The sequence below is a fragment of the Sedimentitalea todarodis genome (genome assembly GCF_032595355.1).
Lineage (GTDB): Bacteria > Pseudomonadota > Alphaproteobacteria > Rhodobacterales > Rhodobacteraceae > Sedimentitalea > Sedimentitalea todarodis.
This window is the reverse complement of sequence record NZ_JASMWN010000020.1, coordinates 58,671-74,058: the sequence shown is the minus strand read 5'-3', so window position 1 is coordinate 74,058 and position 15,388 is coordinate 58,671. Positions and strand designations below refer to the sequence as shown.

The following is a 15,388-nucleotide window of genomic DNA, read 5'->3' as shown; positions in this document are numbered from 1 at the left end:
CTCCCAGTTTGTCAGCGTTCTAATCCATCCGAACCGTAACCCGGTCGGACTGGCCGGCCCCATCGACGACAACCAGCGTGGAATATCCGGTGCCGGGGTTGGGAATATCGAATTCGCTTCGGCGATGCCCTTTGGCCACAGGCTGACCATTGGCCAGCACCAGATAGGGCGCCCGCCCGCCACGAACCTTGAGCGTAACAGTTTCCCCGGCCCTGTCCAGAATGGCACCATCCGGCGGGAAGAGCAGCTTTGGTGCGTCGTGGGTGTCGGTGAATCGATTGCTGCGCGGACGGAAGCGCTGGAGCGGTTGCGGCAAACCGGCGGCCCCCATGATGAGCGTTGCAGGTGGCGGCGGGGGCAAGGGTGCAAGGTCAGGCTTGAGCCGCCCAAAGGCACGAAACAGCAGCGGTGCCGCGAGGTCGCCTCCGAACGCGCCGGGAACGGGCGTACCATCGGCACGCCCCAGCCATACGCCGATGACATGCTGCCCATCATAGCCGATGGCCCAGGCATCGCGGTGCCCATAGGACGTGCCGGTCTTGTAGGCAATCACGCCGCGTGGTGCACCGGGTGGGGGGGCAAGCCCCGACAGGATATCGCCCACCTGCCACGCGGCCACGTCCGAGAGTGTACGATCGGTAAGCGGAGCCAGTTCATGCAGCCGCGTGCGCAGGCCCGGACCATGCCCGCCCTGTGCAAGTGCGGCATAGAGTTGGACGAGATCCTCAAGGTTGATACCCACGCCGCCAAGGGCAATCGCCAGCCCGGGTGCGCCGCCCGGCAGCCGCGCATCTGCTCCCGCTCGCGAAAGCCCGGCCATGATCCGCGCGGGGCCCAGTTCATTTGTCAGTTTGATCACCGGGGTGTTCAATGATTTCTGCAGCGCTTCGCGCACCCGGATGTCGCCTCGGAACTGCCCGTCGAAATTGCGCGGGGCGTAGCGACCGAACTGCACCGGCCCGTCATGGATCAGGGTTTCGGGATGCACGAGCCCCTGCTCAAAGGCCAGCCCGTAGATCAGCGGTTTGAGCGTCGATCCCGGCGAGCGGATGGCCTGTGTCATATCGACGAACCCTTGCTGTCCCTGTGCATTGCCGTAGGCGGGGGATCCGATTGAGGCGAGGATGTCTCCGGTCTGATGATCGGCGACGATCAGCGCCGCCGAGAGGCGCGGCCCGGCCTGTTGCGCGGCTTCGGCGAGGATCGGTTCCAGCGACGCCTGAAGCCGGGCATCAATCGTCAAATCGTGGCGTTGCTTGTCCGGTGCCGAACGTCGCGCCCGATCCGACAGATGTGCAGCAAGCTGTGGAAACGGGCGGAGATGCTGCGGAATGCGGGCCTGTTGCGCCGAGTGCGCCTGATCCTGCGGAACGACTCCGGCCACCGCCAAGCGGGCCAGAACCCGGTTGCGCGCAGCCTTCGCTTGCTCCGGGTGCCGATCCGGTCTGCGGGTTTCCGGCGATTGAGGCAAGGCCACCAGCAGCGCGGCCTCTGCGGGTGTCAGGCGGTATGGTTCCTTGCCGAGCCAGGCGAGCGCTGCGGCCCGGATGCCTTCCAGGTTGCCACCATAGGGCGCATGGGTCAGGTAGAGCGTCAGGATCTGAACCTTGGTCAAATGCCGTTCCAGTGCCATCGCCAGACGGATTTGACGCAGCTTGCCCGCCCATCTGCCGGTGCTGCCGTCTTCGATCAGCCGCGCGACCTGCATCGTCAGGGTCGATCCGCCCGAGACAGCCCGCCCATGCCAGAGCGCCTGAGCAGCCGCGCGCAGCATGGCCAGCGGATCAATGCCGGGGTGCTGCCAGAAGCGCTTGTCCTCGTAGCGGATGAGCATCTCGAGATAGGCGTCATCCACCGTCGCCAGCGTCGGCGCGAGGCGCCAGATGCCATCCCCCACCGTGTAGGCCCGAAGCAGGTTAGCGTCGCGATCCCGGACTTCAACCGAGGTTTCCGCCAGCGTTGGCGGCAGATCTGCGGCATCTATCCACGCATCAACCCTGTCGCGCAGGGCAGCGGCGGCCAAAAGCAGCGCTACAAGAGTGATGAGGGCGGTTCGTCTCATCTGGTGACGGTCATCCGACCGGTGGCGGTGCGGGCGCGGAACCGGGGGCGGTACATGTCTTCGACAGATGCTGCCGGGTGTTGAAAGTTGCCCGGGGTGACCGCACGTGCCACGTAGGCCAGCGTGACGGTTTCGGTTGTACGCATGTCGACGGCGGCGAGGAAACGATCGCTGCGGAACTCGGCATGTGCGGCCTCGGACAGCGTCAGCCAGTCAAGCGCCGCCACATCACCCGAACGCAGCAGGCTGGGATTGTCGATCTCGATTCCGGCAGGCAACGGATCATTGATCATCAACCGGGCCGCCGACTCCTCGAACGGGGTGACGCGGAGAACCGTCACAAACCGGTCGCTGACCGACAGGCTGCGTCGTTCGATCGGTGCCCCCTCCATGGTGTAGTAGCTGCGGGTGATGGCATAGCCGGTGCCACCTGCGGGTGGTGGGGTTTCGGCCACACCAAGCGTGGTCAGGGTGATATCGGTATCGCGCCCGGTGGCGGAGGTGATTGTCATGTCCGGCTGCGGCCTGTCCGCGTTCAGCACTTGCACGAACGGGCCTGTCACTGGCACATCGTTGACGCGCAGGCCGGACTGTTCGGGCGATGAAATCAGCGCCTGTGCCGCAAGCAGGGACCACGCGGCCTCTTGTGTGGACAACGGTGCATCGCCGCCTGTGATCCGCTGCGTAAGGTCCGAGATGTTGACAGCATCACTCCCGGCCTCTGCTGTGAGCGCGAGAACGCCTGCGGCATCGCGCAGACCGGTGCCATAGTCGGCGCGCCAGAGCAGCGGATTGGTCTGCCGCGTCTCGGCTTTTCGCGCGGCGCGCGCAAACATCGCATCCGCACGTGGCTGATCGCCATAGTAGGCCAGCGCCGCCCCCAATTGCGCGGCGGCCAGCGGCGTCGCAAATGCGTCGGCCTTGACGTCGGCATAGTACCTCAGGTCACCCATCGTGGCGAGACCTTCGCGTGCAAGCACCATCAGGGCATAGGCGATGTCCTGGCCACCTGTTTCGAAATCCGGCGCATAGTTAATGCGATTGCGCAGGTTGTCGATCGCCAGCTGGAACGCCCGGTCGGGCACTGAATGGCCGGTGGCGCGGGCGCGGCTGAGGAAATCGGACACATAGGCATCAAGCCAGAAATCCCCGGAGTCGGCGCGCCACAGCCCAAAGGCGCCATTGCTGCTCTGCCGTGTCAGAATCCGCGCGATGGCGGCTTTGATCCGGGCATCGACGGCCGGCCCATTGCCCAACCCGACGGCCTCGGCGACCGAGGACATATAGAGCAGTGGGAGCGCTTGCGATGTGATCTGTTCGGTGCATCCATAGGGATAACCATCCAGCGTCGCCAGCAGCCCGGGTGCATCAAAGCGGGCCAGTGGCCCGGCGGACAATATTGCCTTGCCGGTGCCCGCGCGCAGATTGGCAAAGACATCTTGGGTGAAGTCAAAGCTTTGCCCGGCGGCGAGCGCAAAGCGCCGCGTTTGCGCGGTGACCGGATCGTTGGAGCGTACCGGCAGCGTCAGGCTCTGGCGCAGTTCGCGCCCGTCGGGCGTGGTCAGGACGACATCGAACGTGGGGTCGCCGACCGCAAGTGCCGTGACCGGCACGTGAAAACCGGCCTTTCCGCCTCGGGCGAGCGTAAAGTCGCCCGGACTGTTGCCCAGTTCCAAACCGGACCCGCGCGGCTCCAGCACAAGGCGCATGTCACCGGCAGGGCCATCCGCATGCACGACGTCAAGGCGAATGCGGCTGTTGTCGCCGGGCGCGAGGAAGTTGGGAAGGGTGGCGGTGACAACCACGGGATCACGCACCAGCATGTCGGCTTCGGCCTGGCCGATGGCCCGGTCTGACCAGGCGATCGCCATCAGCCGCACGGTGCCATTGAACGCGGGCAGGTCGAGATTGACAAAGGCCTCGCCGTTTGGCCCGACCCGGACCGGGCCCGAGAACGCCGCCATCAGTTCTTGTGTCGGCGGTGGCGATTGCATGCGCAGCCCCGCGCCGCTGTCACCACCTGACCGGACCATTCCAAGCGCGCCGTTCATGCCATCGATCAGGCGACCGTAGACATCGCGCAGTTCAACGCCCAATTGACGTTGGCCAAAGTAGTACCCCTCTGGATCGGGACTCTTAAAACCGGTCAGGTTGAGAATGCCGAGATCGACCGCCGCAAGTGTCAGCCAGACCTCTTGGTCGGGCTCGGCCCCGTCAACCGTGACGCGGGTTCGGTGTGTCTGGCGCGGGTCGGTAGTTTCCGGAACGTCGATGGCGACATCCAGAACCTTCCCCACGGGTTCGATGCTGGCATGGACAAGCCCGATCGCGCGGGCAGGGTTTCGCCCGGCGGAGACATCCATCGGGCGCAGGACTGTGGCGCTCACATATGCGCCTGTGCCCCAGTCCTTGGTGACGGTCAGGGGAATGACGGTTTCACCGGCCTCAATCTCGACCGCCTGCCGGTGGATCAAGTGGTTGGACATCACCGTGATCAACGCCGTGCCAGCCGCGCGCGGCACGATCCGCAGGTGCGCCGTGTCGCCGGGGCGATAGCTGTCCTGATCCAGTGAGAGGTCCAGACGATCCGGCGTCGTGGCTGCATCCGCAGACGCGTACCAGCCGGCATAGAAATCGACCGACGCGGCGGCATAGGGGCCATCGAGTCGTTCGACAACCAGTTCGTATTCACCCCATTCCACGGGTTCCGACAGAGTGACTGATCCGTCGAGCATCACATCGCCGGTGGCGATGCGGGTGCGGCGGGTCGTCGGCTCCCAGTTCCAATTGCCATAGAGTTGATACCACTGATAGCGGGTTTCGATCCGATTCAGGGTCCAGCGCACATTCATCGGAGTGGGGGTCAGCTCCGGGGTCAGGCCGATTACGTCGAATGCCGCCTCGGTGCCTTCGGACACAACGTCTTCGAACAAAGGCTTGATCCCGATGAACGCGCTGTCCGGTCGGACGGGAGAAGTGATCTGCCGCTCGACCGGGCGCGCTGCCCCATCGGCAAGTCGGGTTGTCACCGTGAATTCAAATGGCTGAGTGCTTGACGGCAACTCCGGCAGGTCCAGTTCAACCAAGGCTGCGCCCTGCGCATTGGTCCGCTGGTTGCCAAAGAAGCTGCTTGCGGGCTCGCCCCGGTCATCGTGACGGCCAAAGCGATAACCAGGCCATGCCTGTACCCGCGAGGTTGCGCGCAAGGTCGCCTGGCCCTCGATTGTCAGATCGGAGCCCGGCGCGCCAAACAGATAGCGTGCGTCAATCTGCAAGAGCGGGGTTTCCCCTGCACGCAACGGCGAGGGGGACAGCGCGAGGTCGAAATCGATTCGTTCCGGCAGAAAATCCTCGACCAGTACCGGTTGGCTGGCCAGCGCGGGGCCGTTGAGGTCGGTCTTGATGTCAACTTGCCATGTGCCGCGCGGGGCGTCCAAGGCAACCGGCAGGGAAAACACATGGCCCCCCGCGACGCCGCCATCGGACAGGCGGCGCGCATATTCCACGCCATCGGGACGGGACAGGATCAGGGTCAGCGGCAGATCGTCAATCGCCTTCGCCGCTGCATCGCGAGCGAGAGCCGTGACATGAATGGTTTCGCCCGCGCGATAGGCACCACGATCGGTGGCAAGAAAGACATCGATGGGGCCCGCAGGCGCGCGACCCTCTACCCCCCGATCTGACAGATCAAAGGCCGGATCGGTCAGGGACAGGAACCCGATATCCCCTGCGCCACCTTGGGCGAAGATCAGGGCAGGGGCAGTGCCGCCAGTGCCGCGTGTCAGGCCCACGTCAAAATGGGCATACCCCTGTGCATCCGTCGTCTTGCGAGCCAAGACCGCATTGGCGCGCGAGATCAGCATCACTTCGACATCCGGGCGTGGCCCTGCATCCGACAGGCCCCGCAGGGTTATGTGCAGCCCATCCGTACCCGACAGGCTGCTGATCCCCAGATCGGATAGCACGAACCATTGCGTCGCGCCCGGATCGTCATAGGGGTCGGCCCCCGGAACCCGTGCGGAGAGCGCGAAGATGCCGGCGGGTTGACCGGCAATCGCATTGTCCAGCGGCAGCCGGGTGGTCATATCCTGATTGAGCGTGTTGCCGACATCGGCAGTACCGGCCCAGACATCTTCGGCAATATCACTGGCAAAGGTCTGTTCCTGCCACTGCGACAGGGGCCGTCCGAAGTAGCCGTCCTGCACCGCGCGCAACAGGTTACGGTCGCTGATCCGGCGTAACCGCAAATCGAGAGTGCCGATGTTCACGGTTTCGACCGGCAGCGCGGCGTCCGCTGTTTTGGGTAGCACATAGGTGCGCCCCGGAAAGCGGACAGATGGCTCGCGGTCGCGCACATATTGGGTCAGCTCGACATCCTTGAACAGAGTCTCGCCACTGGCTGCGGGCAGGCCCGCGCGAAAGGTTACGCGATAGCGCACACCATGTTCGACCCCGCCGATGCAAAGTTGAGTGTCGTCAGCCTGCACCACCAGACCCGGCTGTGGCAGACGTACGAATGGCTCGTAATCGACCCCTGCGCCCGCCAGGGGTTCGGAGAACTGGGCGCAGATGCGCGGGCTGGCCGAATCGCTTTCAACGGTGCTGTCGGTGATGCGAAATCCATATTGGGCGATGGCTCGATCCAGCGCAGCGACGACCTCGTCACCCGGTTGAAGGCCTTGTGCCAGTCTGAGCGTCGGGATCATGTCGTGCCCTCGGCCGGATCGGTCCAATGCATCAGACAGCACCAGAAGTGCGCGGACCTGCCCGGCGTTGTCGGGTGTCCTCAGATACCCGTTCAGGGCGGCGGCGAGGGCGCGGTTGGCAAGGGCCCGGGCATCGCGTGACTTATCGGTTTTGACCCCAAGCAGCAGGCGGGCATAGTCGGTCCAGAGGTCGCCACGATCAGTGAGGGACACCGCCATGGCTGTGAGCTTTGCGGCCTGGCCAGTCTTGCCCTCGGCCACGCGCGCCTGCGCCGCATCAAGCAAGGACGTCGCGTCCTGCCCGCCTGCCGGGTTTTGCAGGCCGAGTGTGCGACCCTGAACGCGTGCCTGCGTCCAGTTGTCGTCGCCAAGAAACGGCAAGGCCGCGCGCCGGGCCACGGCCCGGTCAGGTAGGGACGGGTCAACAGGAACGCGGACTGCCGAAATCGCACCCTGATATGGCTTTTGCTCGCTGACCTGGCGTTTGGGAAAGCAGGCATTCGATCGGGCGTTGAACGTGAATGCCGCGCAATTGCTCTGGGCGGAACAGGCGCGCACGCAACTCTGCAGATCGGTGTCAAACAGAGGGTCAAGATCGGCCCCGTAGAAATCCATGTCCTGTGTGGCGATATACCTGAAGTCGGGGATCGCCTGCTGCGCGTACCCGAGTGTCGTGGCACCAAGCCAGAGTACCAGCGCAATTCCGAACCAGTGCCGCAGATACTGCATGATGAGCTCCCGTTGTTTTCCACAGGGTGCCATGCCCACCGCGATGCTGGCAACGATTCCCCGGAAGTTGCACACCTTAAAGACTTGTTCACCATGTTGGCTGATGCTGGGTCAAAATTGCCCCTACTGGGCCAATTGCGGAGCCCTGCAAGCATGAGTCTTGCCAACAAACTTGCCAACGAACGGCGGTCGCGACTTGCTGCCGAGCGCTTGCTTGAGTTGAAACAGGCGGAGCTGACCGCTGCCAACCGAAAGCTCGGTCGTCACGCGCTGGCGCTGACGCGGCAGATCGGCGAGACACAGGCCGAGGTCGCGACAGTTCGCGATGAAAATGCAAAGGTGAAATCCGACCTTTCGGTGGCCCACGAAAAGGTCGAAATTGCCGAACGTCGCCTCTGGCATTCGATCCAGACGATTCAGGACGGCTTTGCCTTCTTTGACGCGGATGACATTCTAATCGGCGCCAACTCTGCCTACATCAACGCCTTTGATGGGCTCGAGGAGGTTGGGCCGGGCATCCACTACATGCGTATCCTGCAGCTCTTGACCGATGAAGGGTTGGTCAACACCGGAGAGCGCCGCCCGGATGAATGGCGCGCGATGATGGCCGAACGCTGGCTGCAACCCAATCCGGAAGCGATCATCATGCGCATGTGGAACAACCAGTACATCAAGCTGATCGACCAGCGCGGGCAAGGCGGTGACGTGGTCAGCCTGGCATTGAACATCACGTCGACCGTCGAATATGAGGCGGAGTTGAAGAAGGCCAGACGGCGGGCAGAGGCGGCCAATCGCGCCAAGTCGGCCTTTCTCGCAAACATGAGCCACGAAATTCGGACCCCGATGAATGGCGTCGTGGGGATGGCCGATCTGCTGACCGATACGCCGCTGGACGAAGAACAACGGCTGTATGTGAACACCATCAAGAGTTCGGGCGAGGCATTGCTTGTCATCATCAACGACGTGTTGGACTACTCCAAGATCGAGGCAGACAAGCTGAAACTCCACCCGGAAGCGTTTGACCTGGAGCGTTGCGTTCATGAGGTCGTGATGCTGTTGCAGCCGATCGCACGCGAAAAGGGGCTGGCCCTGTTGGTGGATTATGACCTGTTCCTGCCAACGCAATTTGTTGGCGATCCCGGGCGCATGCGTCAGGTACTGACCAACCTCGTCGGCAATGCGTTGAAATTCACGGCATCCGGCCACGTGCTGATCCGGGTGACCGGCGTTCCCGACCAGAGCGAGACGCGCTGTGCAATCCATGTCACGATCGAGGATACGGGGATTGGTATCCCTGAAGACAAGGTTGATCACATTTTTGGCGAATTCAATCAGGTCGAAGATGAACAGAACCGGCAATTCGAGGGAACCGGGCTTGGGCTAGCCATCACCCAGCGTCTGATCAAGTTGATGAATGGCGATATCTGGGTCGAAAGCGAAGACGGCAAAGGCTCGTGCTTTGGCTTCCGCATAGCCCTTGAGCTAGCAGGAGCGTCCGAGGATGGGCCACCGGTGTTGTCTGACACTCTGGGTCACGCGCTGATCGTCGATGATCGGGAAATCAACCGTGCCGTGCTGGAAAAACAGATGAGCCAGTTGGGGCTGAAAGTAACCAGCTGTGCCTCCGGTGCCGAGGCACTGAAACGCATGTCCGCTGACATTGATCTGGTCCTGAGCGATCACAACATGCCCGGCATGGACGGCCTCGAATTGGTTGAGGCAATCCGGGAAGAGGGTTGGTCCGAAGTGCCCTTCCTGCTGCTCAGCTCAAACGCCAGCTTTGCTCAAAGTGACCCGTCATTCCGACATCTTCAGGGGTTGTTGCAGAAACCGCATCCGAGGCAGGATCTATACGCCGTCCTTGCCGAGTTGCAGGGTGGTGCTATCAGCGTGTCCGTGCATGGGCCCGATCCGGCAGACGATCACCTGTCCATGACGCCGTCAGGAGCCGGCGATGGCCGACGGCTGCATATCGTTCCTGACGACAATCCCGAGCCAGCGCCACTCTCGAAGGATGAGGATGTCACCGCGCCCGTCGACGAAGAGAATGTACCCGATACTGACACAACCAAAGAGGGGCCTCGGCAGGCGCCCGGACCGCGACTGATGCGGGTCCTGGCGGCAGAGGACAACAAGACCAACCAACTTGTCCTGCGCAAGATGGTCAAGGATCTGAACATCGAGCTTCACATCGCAAACAACGGCATCGAAGCCGTCGCGGCATATTCTGATTTTGCGCCCGACCTGATCTTTATGGACATCTCGATGCCCAAGATGGACGGCAAGGAGGCAACCCGCGAGATTCGCAAGCTCGAACAGGCAAGCGGTGTTCGCGTGCCTATCATCGCGCTGACGGCGCACGCGATGGACGGCGACTCCGATGGCATTCTATCGGCAGGTCTGGATCACTACATGACCAAGCCACTACGCAAGGTGTCAATTCACGAGCTGGTCGCCAAGTACTGCCCCACCGAGGTGCAACCGGCCTTGCCTGCGCAAAGATCGGCGTGATGCGCGGTGCCCGACCAAGACGTTCAGTTGGTACTGTAGGGGCGCAGAAAAACCGGGCGATCAGGCTCTGACAGCTCCGACTGATACCGGTAACCCCCGCTGTCAAACGCGGAGAGGGATTCGGGATCGGTCAGACGGTTCTGCACGACGTAGCGGGCCATTGCCCCGCGCGCCTTCTTGGCAAAGAAACTAACGATCTTGGGGGCGCCGCCCTTGTCTTCCATGAAGACCGGCGTGATCACCCTGAGTTTCAGCGATTTGGGTGCCACGGCGCCGAAATACTCCTGGCTGGCGCAATTCACGAGGATGTCGGTCCCGACCTGTTCGGCCTGCGCATTCAACGCCTTTGACAGCTGATCGCGCCAATAGTCATAGAGCGATTTTCCCCGGCGCGTCTTGAGCCTGCTGCCCATTTCCAGACGGTAGGGTTGGATCGCATCCAGCGGGCGCAATACTCCATATAGACCGGAAAGAATGCGCAGATGATCCTGTGCCCAGGCCAACTCATCAGCGTCCAACGAGGTGGCTTCGAGGCCCTGGTAGGTGTCGCCGGCAAAGGCGAGCGCGGCGGGGCGTGTCAGTTCGGGTCCGGGCGCATCGGAAAAAGCCCTGAATCGGTCGCGGTTCAGGCGGGCCAGATCGGGGCTCAGGCTCATCAGTTCTTGCAGATCGCCCAGCGTCAGATTGCGCGCAGTCCGCACCAACCGAACGGCATCCTCCTGAAACGCCGGGGCGGTCGCGCCAATGTCCCGTTCGGCCCAGTCGAGCCGCTTTGCGGGTGATATCACGATCAGCAATTCAAATCCCTTTCCAACTCTTACACAGCCGCCCGCAGCACATCGAGGAATGCCGCGCCAAACCGTTCTGCGCGTCGCTCTCCCAACAGCCGCTCAAGCCCGTTCTCATCGTCGGGCCGCATCTGCGCAACCTTGGCCAGTTGTGACGCCGAACAGCTCAGGGGTTTGTCGATGCCGCCCTCGCCGCGCGCCAGATCGGCCTGTGCCGCGAGCAACCTGTCATAAAGTGATCCGGAATCGTGCCCTGCCAGCTTGCGCCGAGCGGGATGAACGGTTTCGTTCGCACCCGTGATGACCTCTAGGAACGTCGTACCATACCGCTCGAGCTTTTTCGCGCCAACCCCAGACACTCCGGCCATCGCATCGAGATTGTCGGGACGGGTTTCCGCCATTTCGATCAGCGTGCGGTCCGTAAATATGACGTATGCCGGTACACGCGCCGCCTCGGCAAGCGCACGCCGCTTGGCCTTAAGAGCAGCGAGCAGCGGCGCGTCTTCCTCGGAGACCAGCGCCTTTACCGCAGGGCGTCGATCGGCCTTGCGGATGGTGTCGCGGCGCAGTTCGATCGTGGCCTCGTCGCGCAGGATCGGTCGGGCGCCCTCTGTCATGCGGAGCGCGCCATGCCGTTCCGGATCCGGGCGCACGAGGTCATGGCCCATCATCTGTCGGAACACCGCCTGCCATTGCCGCTTGTCATACTCCTTGCCACAGCCGAAGGTCGGCAGCTGGTTGTGACGGCGCGCGCGGACCTTGTCGGTCTCGGCCCCGATCAGGATATCGATCAGATGCCCCGCGCCGAACCATTCCTCGGTGCGCAGGATCGCCGAGAGCGCCTTGCGAACCGCAGTCGTGCCGTCGAACACATCGGGCGGGGTGTCACAGAGGTCGCAACGTCCGCAAGGTTCGGATGTTTCGCCGAAATAACCCAGCAAAGTCTGACGGCGGCATTTCAGTGCCTCGGCAAGACCCAAGAGCGCGTTCAGCCGAGCGTGATCGGCGCTGCGGCGTTCGGGAGGCGCAAGCCCCTCGTCAATCTGGGTGCGGCGCAGGCGAATGTCGTCGGGACCAAACAGCGTCATCGTTTCCGCCGGTGCCCCATCCCGTCCGGCACGGCCGATTTCCTGATAGTAGGACTCGATGCTCTTGGGCAGATCCGCGTGGGCGACCCATCGGATGTCCGGTTTGTCGATACCCATGCCAAAAGCCACCGTTGCAACCACGATCAGGCCGTCTTCGCGGGCAAAACGGGTCTCCACGATCCGCCGGTCCTCGGCCTCCATGCCGCCGTGATAATGGCAGGCGCTGTGTCCGTCCTCGCGCAGGGCGCGGGCCAGTCCTTCGGTCTTGGCGCGTGTGCCACAATAGACAATGCCGGATTGGCCACGCCGTGCTGCCGAAAAATCGAGAATCTGGCGGCGCGGGTTGTTCTTGGCCCCAAAGGCGAGGTGGATGTTGGGCCGGTCAAAGCCGCGCAGAAAGCTGCGCGGTGGCGTTCCGTCAAAGAGTTTCTCGATGATTTCGTCGCGGGTTTCGGCATCCGCCGTGGCCGTGAACGCGGCGAGCGGCACATTCAGGGCGCGGCGCAGTTCGCCAATGCGCAGGTAGTCGGGGCGGAAATCATGACCCCATTGGCTGACGCAATGCGCTTCGTCGACGGCAATCAGGCTGACGCCGATGCGGCGCAGCATTCCCATGGCGGAACCGGCGGCCAAGCGTTCCGGCGCCATGTAGAGCAGCTTCAACTCTCCGCGCTCAAGCGACTCCCATACGGCGTCGGTTTCCTCGGGGGTGTTGCCCGAGGTCAGCGCGCCGGCACAGACACCGGCCTCTTGCAGGGCCCGAACCTGATCACGCATGAGGGCAATCAAGGGGGAAATCACCACCGTCACGCCGGTGCGGGACAGGGCAGGAAGTTGAAAGCACAGGGATTTTCCGCCGCCCGTCGGCATGATGGCGAGCACGTTTTCGCCCTTTGTCACGGCTTCGACGATTTCGGCCTGACCCGGGCGAAACGCATCAAATCCGAATATCTCGCGCAACAGCCGGTCCGCGTCGGACATGCGCCTTGCCTCACCTGTTATCATGTGCCTGCTCGTTGCGCGCAGTTTCACATATCAGGCGGGCGGGAACAAGGCGTTGGCCCGTGTCTTTCTGGCCGAAAGGACAGGTTCTGTTGCGCCACAGCGGGGTGGTCGGGTCAGTAGAACGCGGCGGCGTTGTTGACAAGAACGATGCGCAACGCAAAGATGCCCAGCAGCACGACCAAAGGGGCCAGATCAAGCCCTTGCATCGGTGGCAGAATACGCCGCACAGGGCCATAGATCGGCTCGAGAATGCGTTGCAGCATCTGCCAGATTTGCGCGACCAGCGGTTGATGCAGGTTCAGCACCTGAAAGTTGATCAGCCAGCTCATGATGACGTGGGCGATGATAAAGAACTGCACCACATCAAGGATCAGCATCAGGATTTGGAAAAACGACTGCATTGGGCGTCCTCTCTGGTTGCGACTTTCACCTATGCACAAGACAACAAAAGCGCAACCCTGCCGCAGGGTTGTGGTTGACGTGGCGTTTGCGCGGGCGAAAGAGAGGGCTCAGAAAAAGGAGATTGCCATGTTTCCCATCGTTCGCCTGATCAAGGACTTGCTGATTGCGCGAAAGCAGCCGCCGTTGCCACTCACGGGTACCCATGTGTCGCATCACATATGCTGGCCCTGGGACCTTGATATGTGGCTTGAGCTGAACAATGGCCGCGCGATGACGCTCTACGATCTGGGGCGCAGCATGAATGCGCAGCGGGTTGGATTGATAAGGGTCATCTCAAAACAACGCTGGGGGCTGACGATGGCGGGCAGCACGGTACGCTTTCGCCGCCGCATCCGGGGATTCGAGAAATTCGAGATGCGCAGCCGTGCGGTGTGCTGGGATGAGAAGTTCATCTATCTCGAGCAATCCATGTGGAAGAAGAACGGCGAATGTGCAAGCCATGTCCTCTATCGGGCCGCCGTCACCGACAAGAGCGGAATTGTCCCGCCCGAACAGGTGCTTGCCCAAATGAACAAGGCCGAGGTCCGTTCGCCCGCAATGCCCGACTGGATCGCAGCGTGGTGTCAGGCAGATGCAACCCGCCCCTGGCCACCGATGCAGGATACGCTTGATTGACAGGGGTAACACCTGTCATATCGCTTCAACAACAGGCGGGGCAGGCATGGCGGAAATCTCGACGCGCAAGCGTATCTGGGGCTGGTGGTTTTTTGACTGGGCAAGCCAACCGTACCACACGTTGTTGGTTACCTTCATTTTTGGCCCATATTTTGCGGGTGTCGCCGCCGAATACTATCTGACAACGGGCCTGAGCGATCAGGCAGCGGATGCCCGCGCGCAAACGGTCTGGGCCTGGTGTCTGACCATCACAGGGCTGATCATCGGACTCGGGGCACCGGTCATGGGGGCGCTGGCGGATACATCGGGTCGGCGCATACCGTGGATATTCGGGTTTTCGGTGATGTATGTGGTGGGGGCTGGCGCGCTCTGGACCACAGCACCGGACGGGTCGAACATGTGGTGGGGGCTGATTGCATTTGGCATTGGTTTTATTGGCGCGGAATACGCGCTGATCTTCATCAACTCGCAACTGCCGGACCTGGGCAACGACGAAGAAATCGGTGAAATCTCCGGGTCGGGCTTTGCGTTCGGGTATCTGGGCGGGTTCGTCACTTTGCTGATCTTGCTCCTGTTCTTTGCTGAACAGGGCAATGGCAAGACGATTCTCGGGCTTGACCCACTGTTTGGACTGGACGCATCGCAACGTGAGGGCACCCGCGCGGTCGGGCCAATCACCGCCCTGTGGTACGCGGTGTTCATGATCCCCTATTTCATGTGGGTGCGTGATCCGCCGGTCACCGGGCCGCGCGGCAAGGTGTCGGATGCGTTTTCCAATCTGGGCCGGTTGGTGCGCAGCCTTGGCAAACGCCTCAGCCTGTCGGCCTATCTCGGCTCGTCGATGTTCTATCGCGATGCGCTGAACGGGCTATACGGGTTCGGCGGTGTCTATGCCGGGCTGGTTCTGGACTGGCAAGTTACCCAAATCGGCATTTTTGGGATCATGGCGCTCATCTCGTCGGTGATCTTCAGCTATTTCGGTGGCAAGGCTGACAGGCGTGTGGGGCCAAAACCGGTGATCATCGGAGCCATCTGGGTTTTGATCGCTGTCTGTGTCGTGATCGTCAGCATGTCGCGCACGCAGTTGTTCGGGTTTCCCTTGGCGGAAGGCTCGACACTGCCGGATATCATTTTCTTTGGCTGTGGCGTGTTGATCGGTGGCATGGGGGGCGTGGTGCAATCTGCCAGCCGCAGCCTGATGGTACGCCATTCCGATCCAGCGTCGCCAACCGAGTATTTCGGGCTATATGGCCTGTCCGGTCGTGCAACGGCGTTCATCGCGCCGTCTCTTATCGGTGTCGTCACGGCTTGGACCGGGAACGCGCGGCTGGGCATTTCGCCGGTTATTGCCCTCTTTCTTGTCGGGCTTGTTCTGCTAGTCTGGGTGAAAGCCGAGGGAGATCAATCCAAATGATCTATTCA

The 15,388-nt window shown here is 62.3% G+C and carries 8 protein-coding genes; 3 read left to right on the top strand and 5 right to left on the bottom strand.

The genetic code is table 11. From position 1 onward, the window contains the following. Nucleotides 1–19 precede the first annotated feature (19 nt). Nucleotides 20–2,062: a penicillin-binding protein 1C gene (gene pbpC / locus QO231_RS20195; RefSeq protein WP_316780698.1), complete on the bottom strand. Its 2,043-nt coding sequence runs from the start codon at nt 2,060–2,062 to the stop codon at nt 20–22. After that, nucleotides 2,059–7,497, bottom strand: a complete 5,439-nt coding sequence (locus tag QO231_RS20190; RefSeq protein WP_316780697.1) for an alpha-2-macroglobulin family protein — start codon at nt 7,495–7,497, stop codon at nt 2,059–2,061. The genes pbpC and QO231_RS20190 overlap by 4 nt, the downstream gene beginning before the upstream one ends. Nucleotides 7,498–7,650: 153 nt before the next feature. Between QO231_RS20190 and QO231_RS20185 the strand changes: the two genes are divergently transcribed. Beyond that, the gene (locus QO231_RS20185) at nt 7,651–10,008 is read left to right on the top strand and encodes a response regulator (protein WP_316780695.1); all 2,358 of its coding nucleotides are present in this window, start codon (nt 7,651–7,653) and stop codon (nt 10,006–10,008) included. A 23-nt stretch (nt 10,009–10,031) separates the two neighbouring features. On the opposite strand, the gene yaaA is transcribed toward QO231_RS20185, so the two are convergent. The 3 genes from yaaA to QO231_RS20170 form a co-directional block, all read right to left on the bottom strand. Beyond that, nucleotides 10,032–10,805, bottom strand: a complete 774-nt coding sequence (gene yaaA, locus QO231_RS20180; protein WP_316780693.1) for a peroxide stress protein YaaA — start codon at nt 10,803–10,805, stop codon at nt 10,032–10,034. A 20-nt stretch (nt 10,806–10,825) separates the two neighbouring features. Beyond that, nucleotides 10,826–12,865, bottom strand: a complete 2,040-nt coding sequence (recQ, locus tag QO231_RS20175) for a DNA helicase RecQ (RefSeq protein WP_316780691.1) — start codon at nt 12,863–12,865, stop codon at nt 10,826–10,828. Between the two features lie 137 nt (nt 12,866–13,002). After that, nucleotides 13,003–13,290, bottom strand: a complete 288-nt coding sequence (locus tag QO231_RS20170; RefSeq protein WP_316780689.1) for a YggT family protein — start codon at nt 13,288–13,290, stop codon at nt 13,003–13,005. A 127-nt stretch (nt 13,291–13,417) separates the two neighbouring features. Between QO231_RS20170 and QO231_RS20165 the strand changes: the two genes are divergently transcribed. Beyond that, a complete protein-coding gene (locus QO231_RS20165; protein WP_316780686.1) occupies nt 13,418–13,966 on the top strand; it encodes an acyl-CoA thioesterase in 549 nt (182 codons plus the stop codon). 46 nt (nt 13,967–14,012) lie between these two features. Next, the gene (locus QO231_RS20160) at nt 14,013–15,380 is read left to right on the top strand and encodes an MFS transporter (RefSeq protein WP_316780683.1); all 1,368 of its coding nucleotides are present in this window, start codon (nt 14,013–14,015) and stop codon (nt 15,378–15,380) included. Nucleotides 15,381–15,388 lie beyond the last annotated feature (8 nt).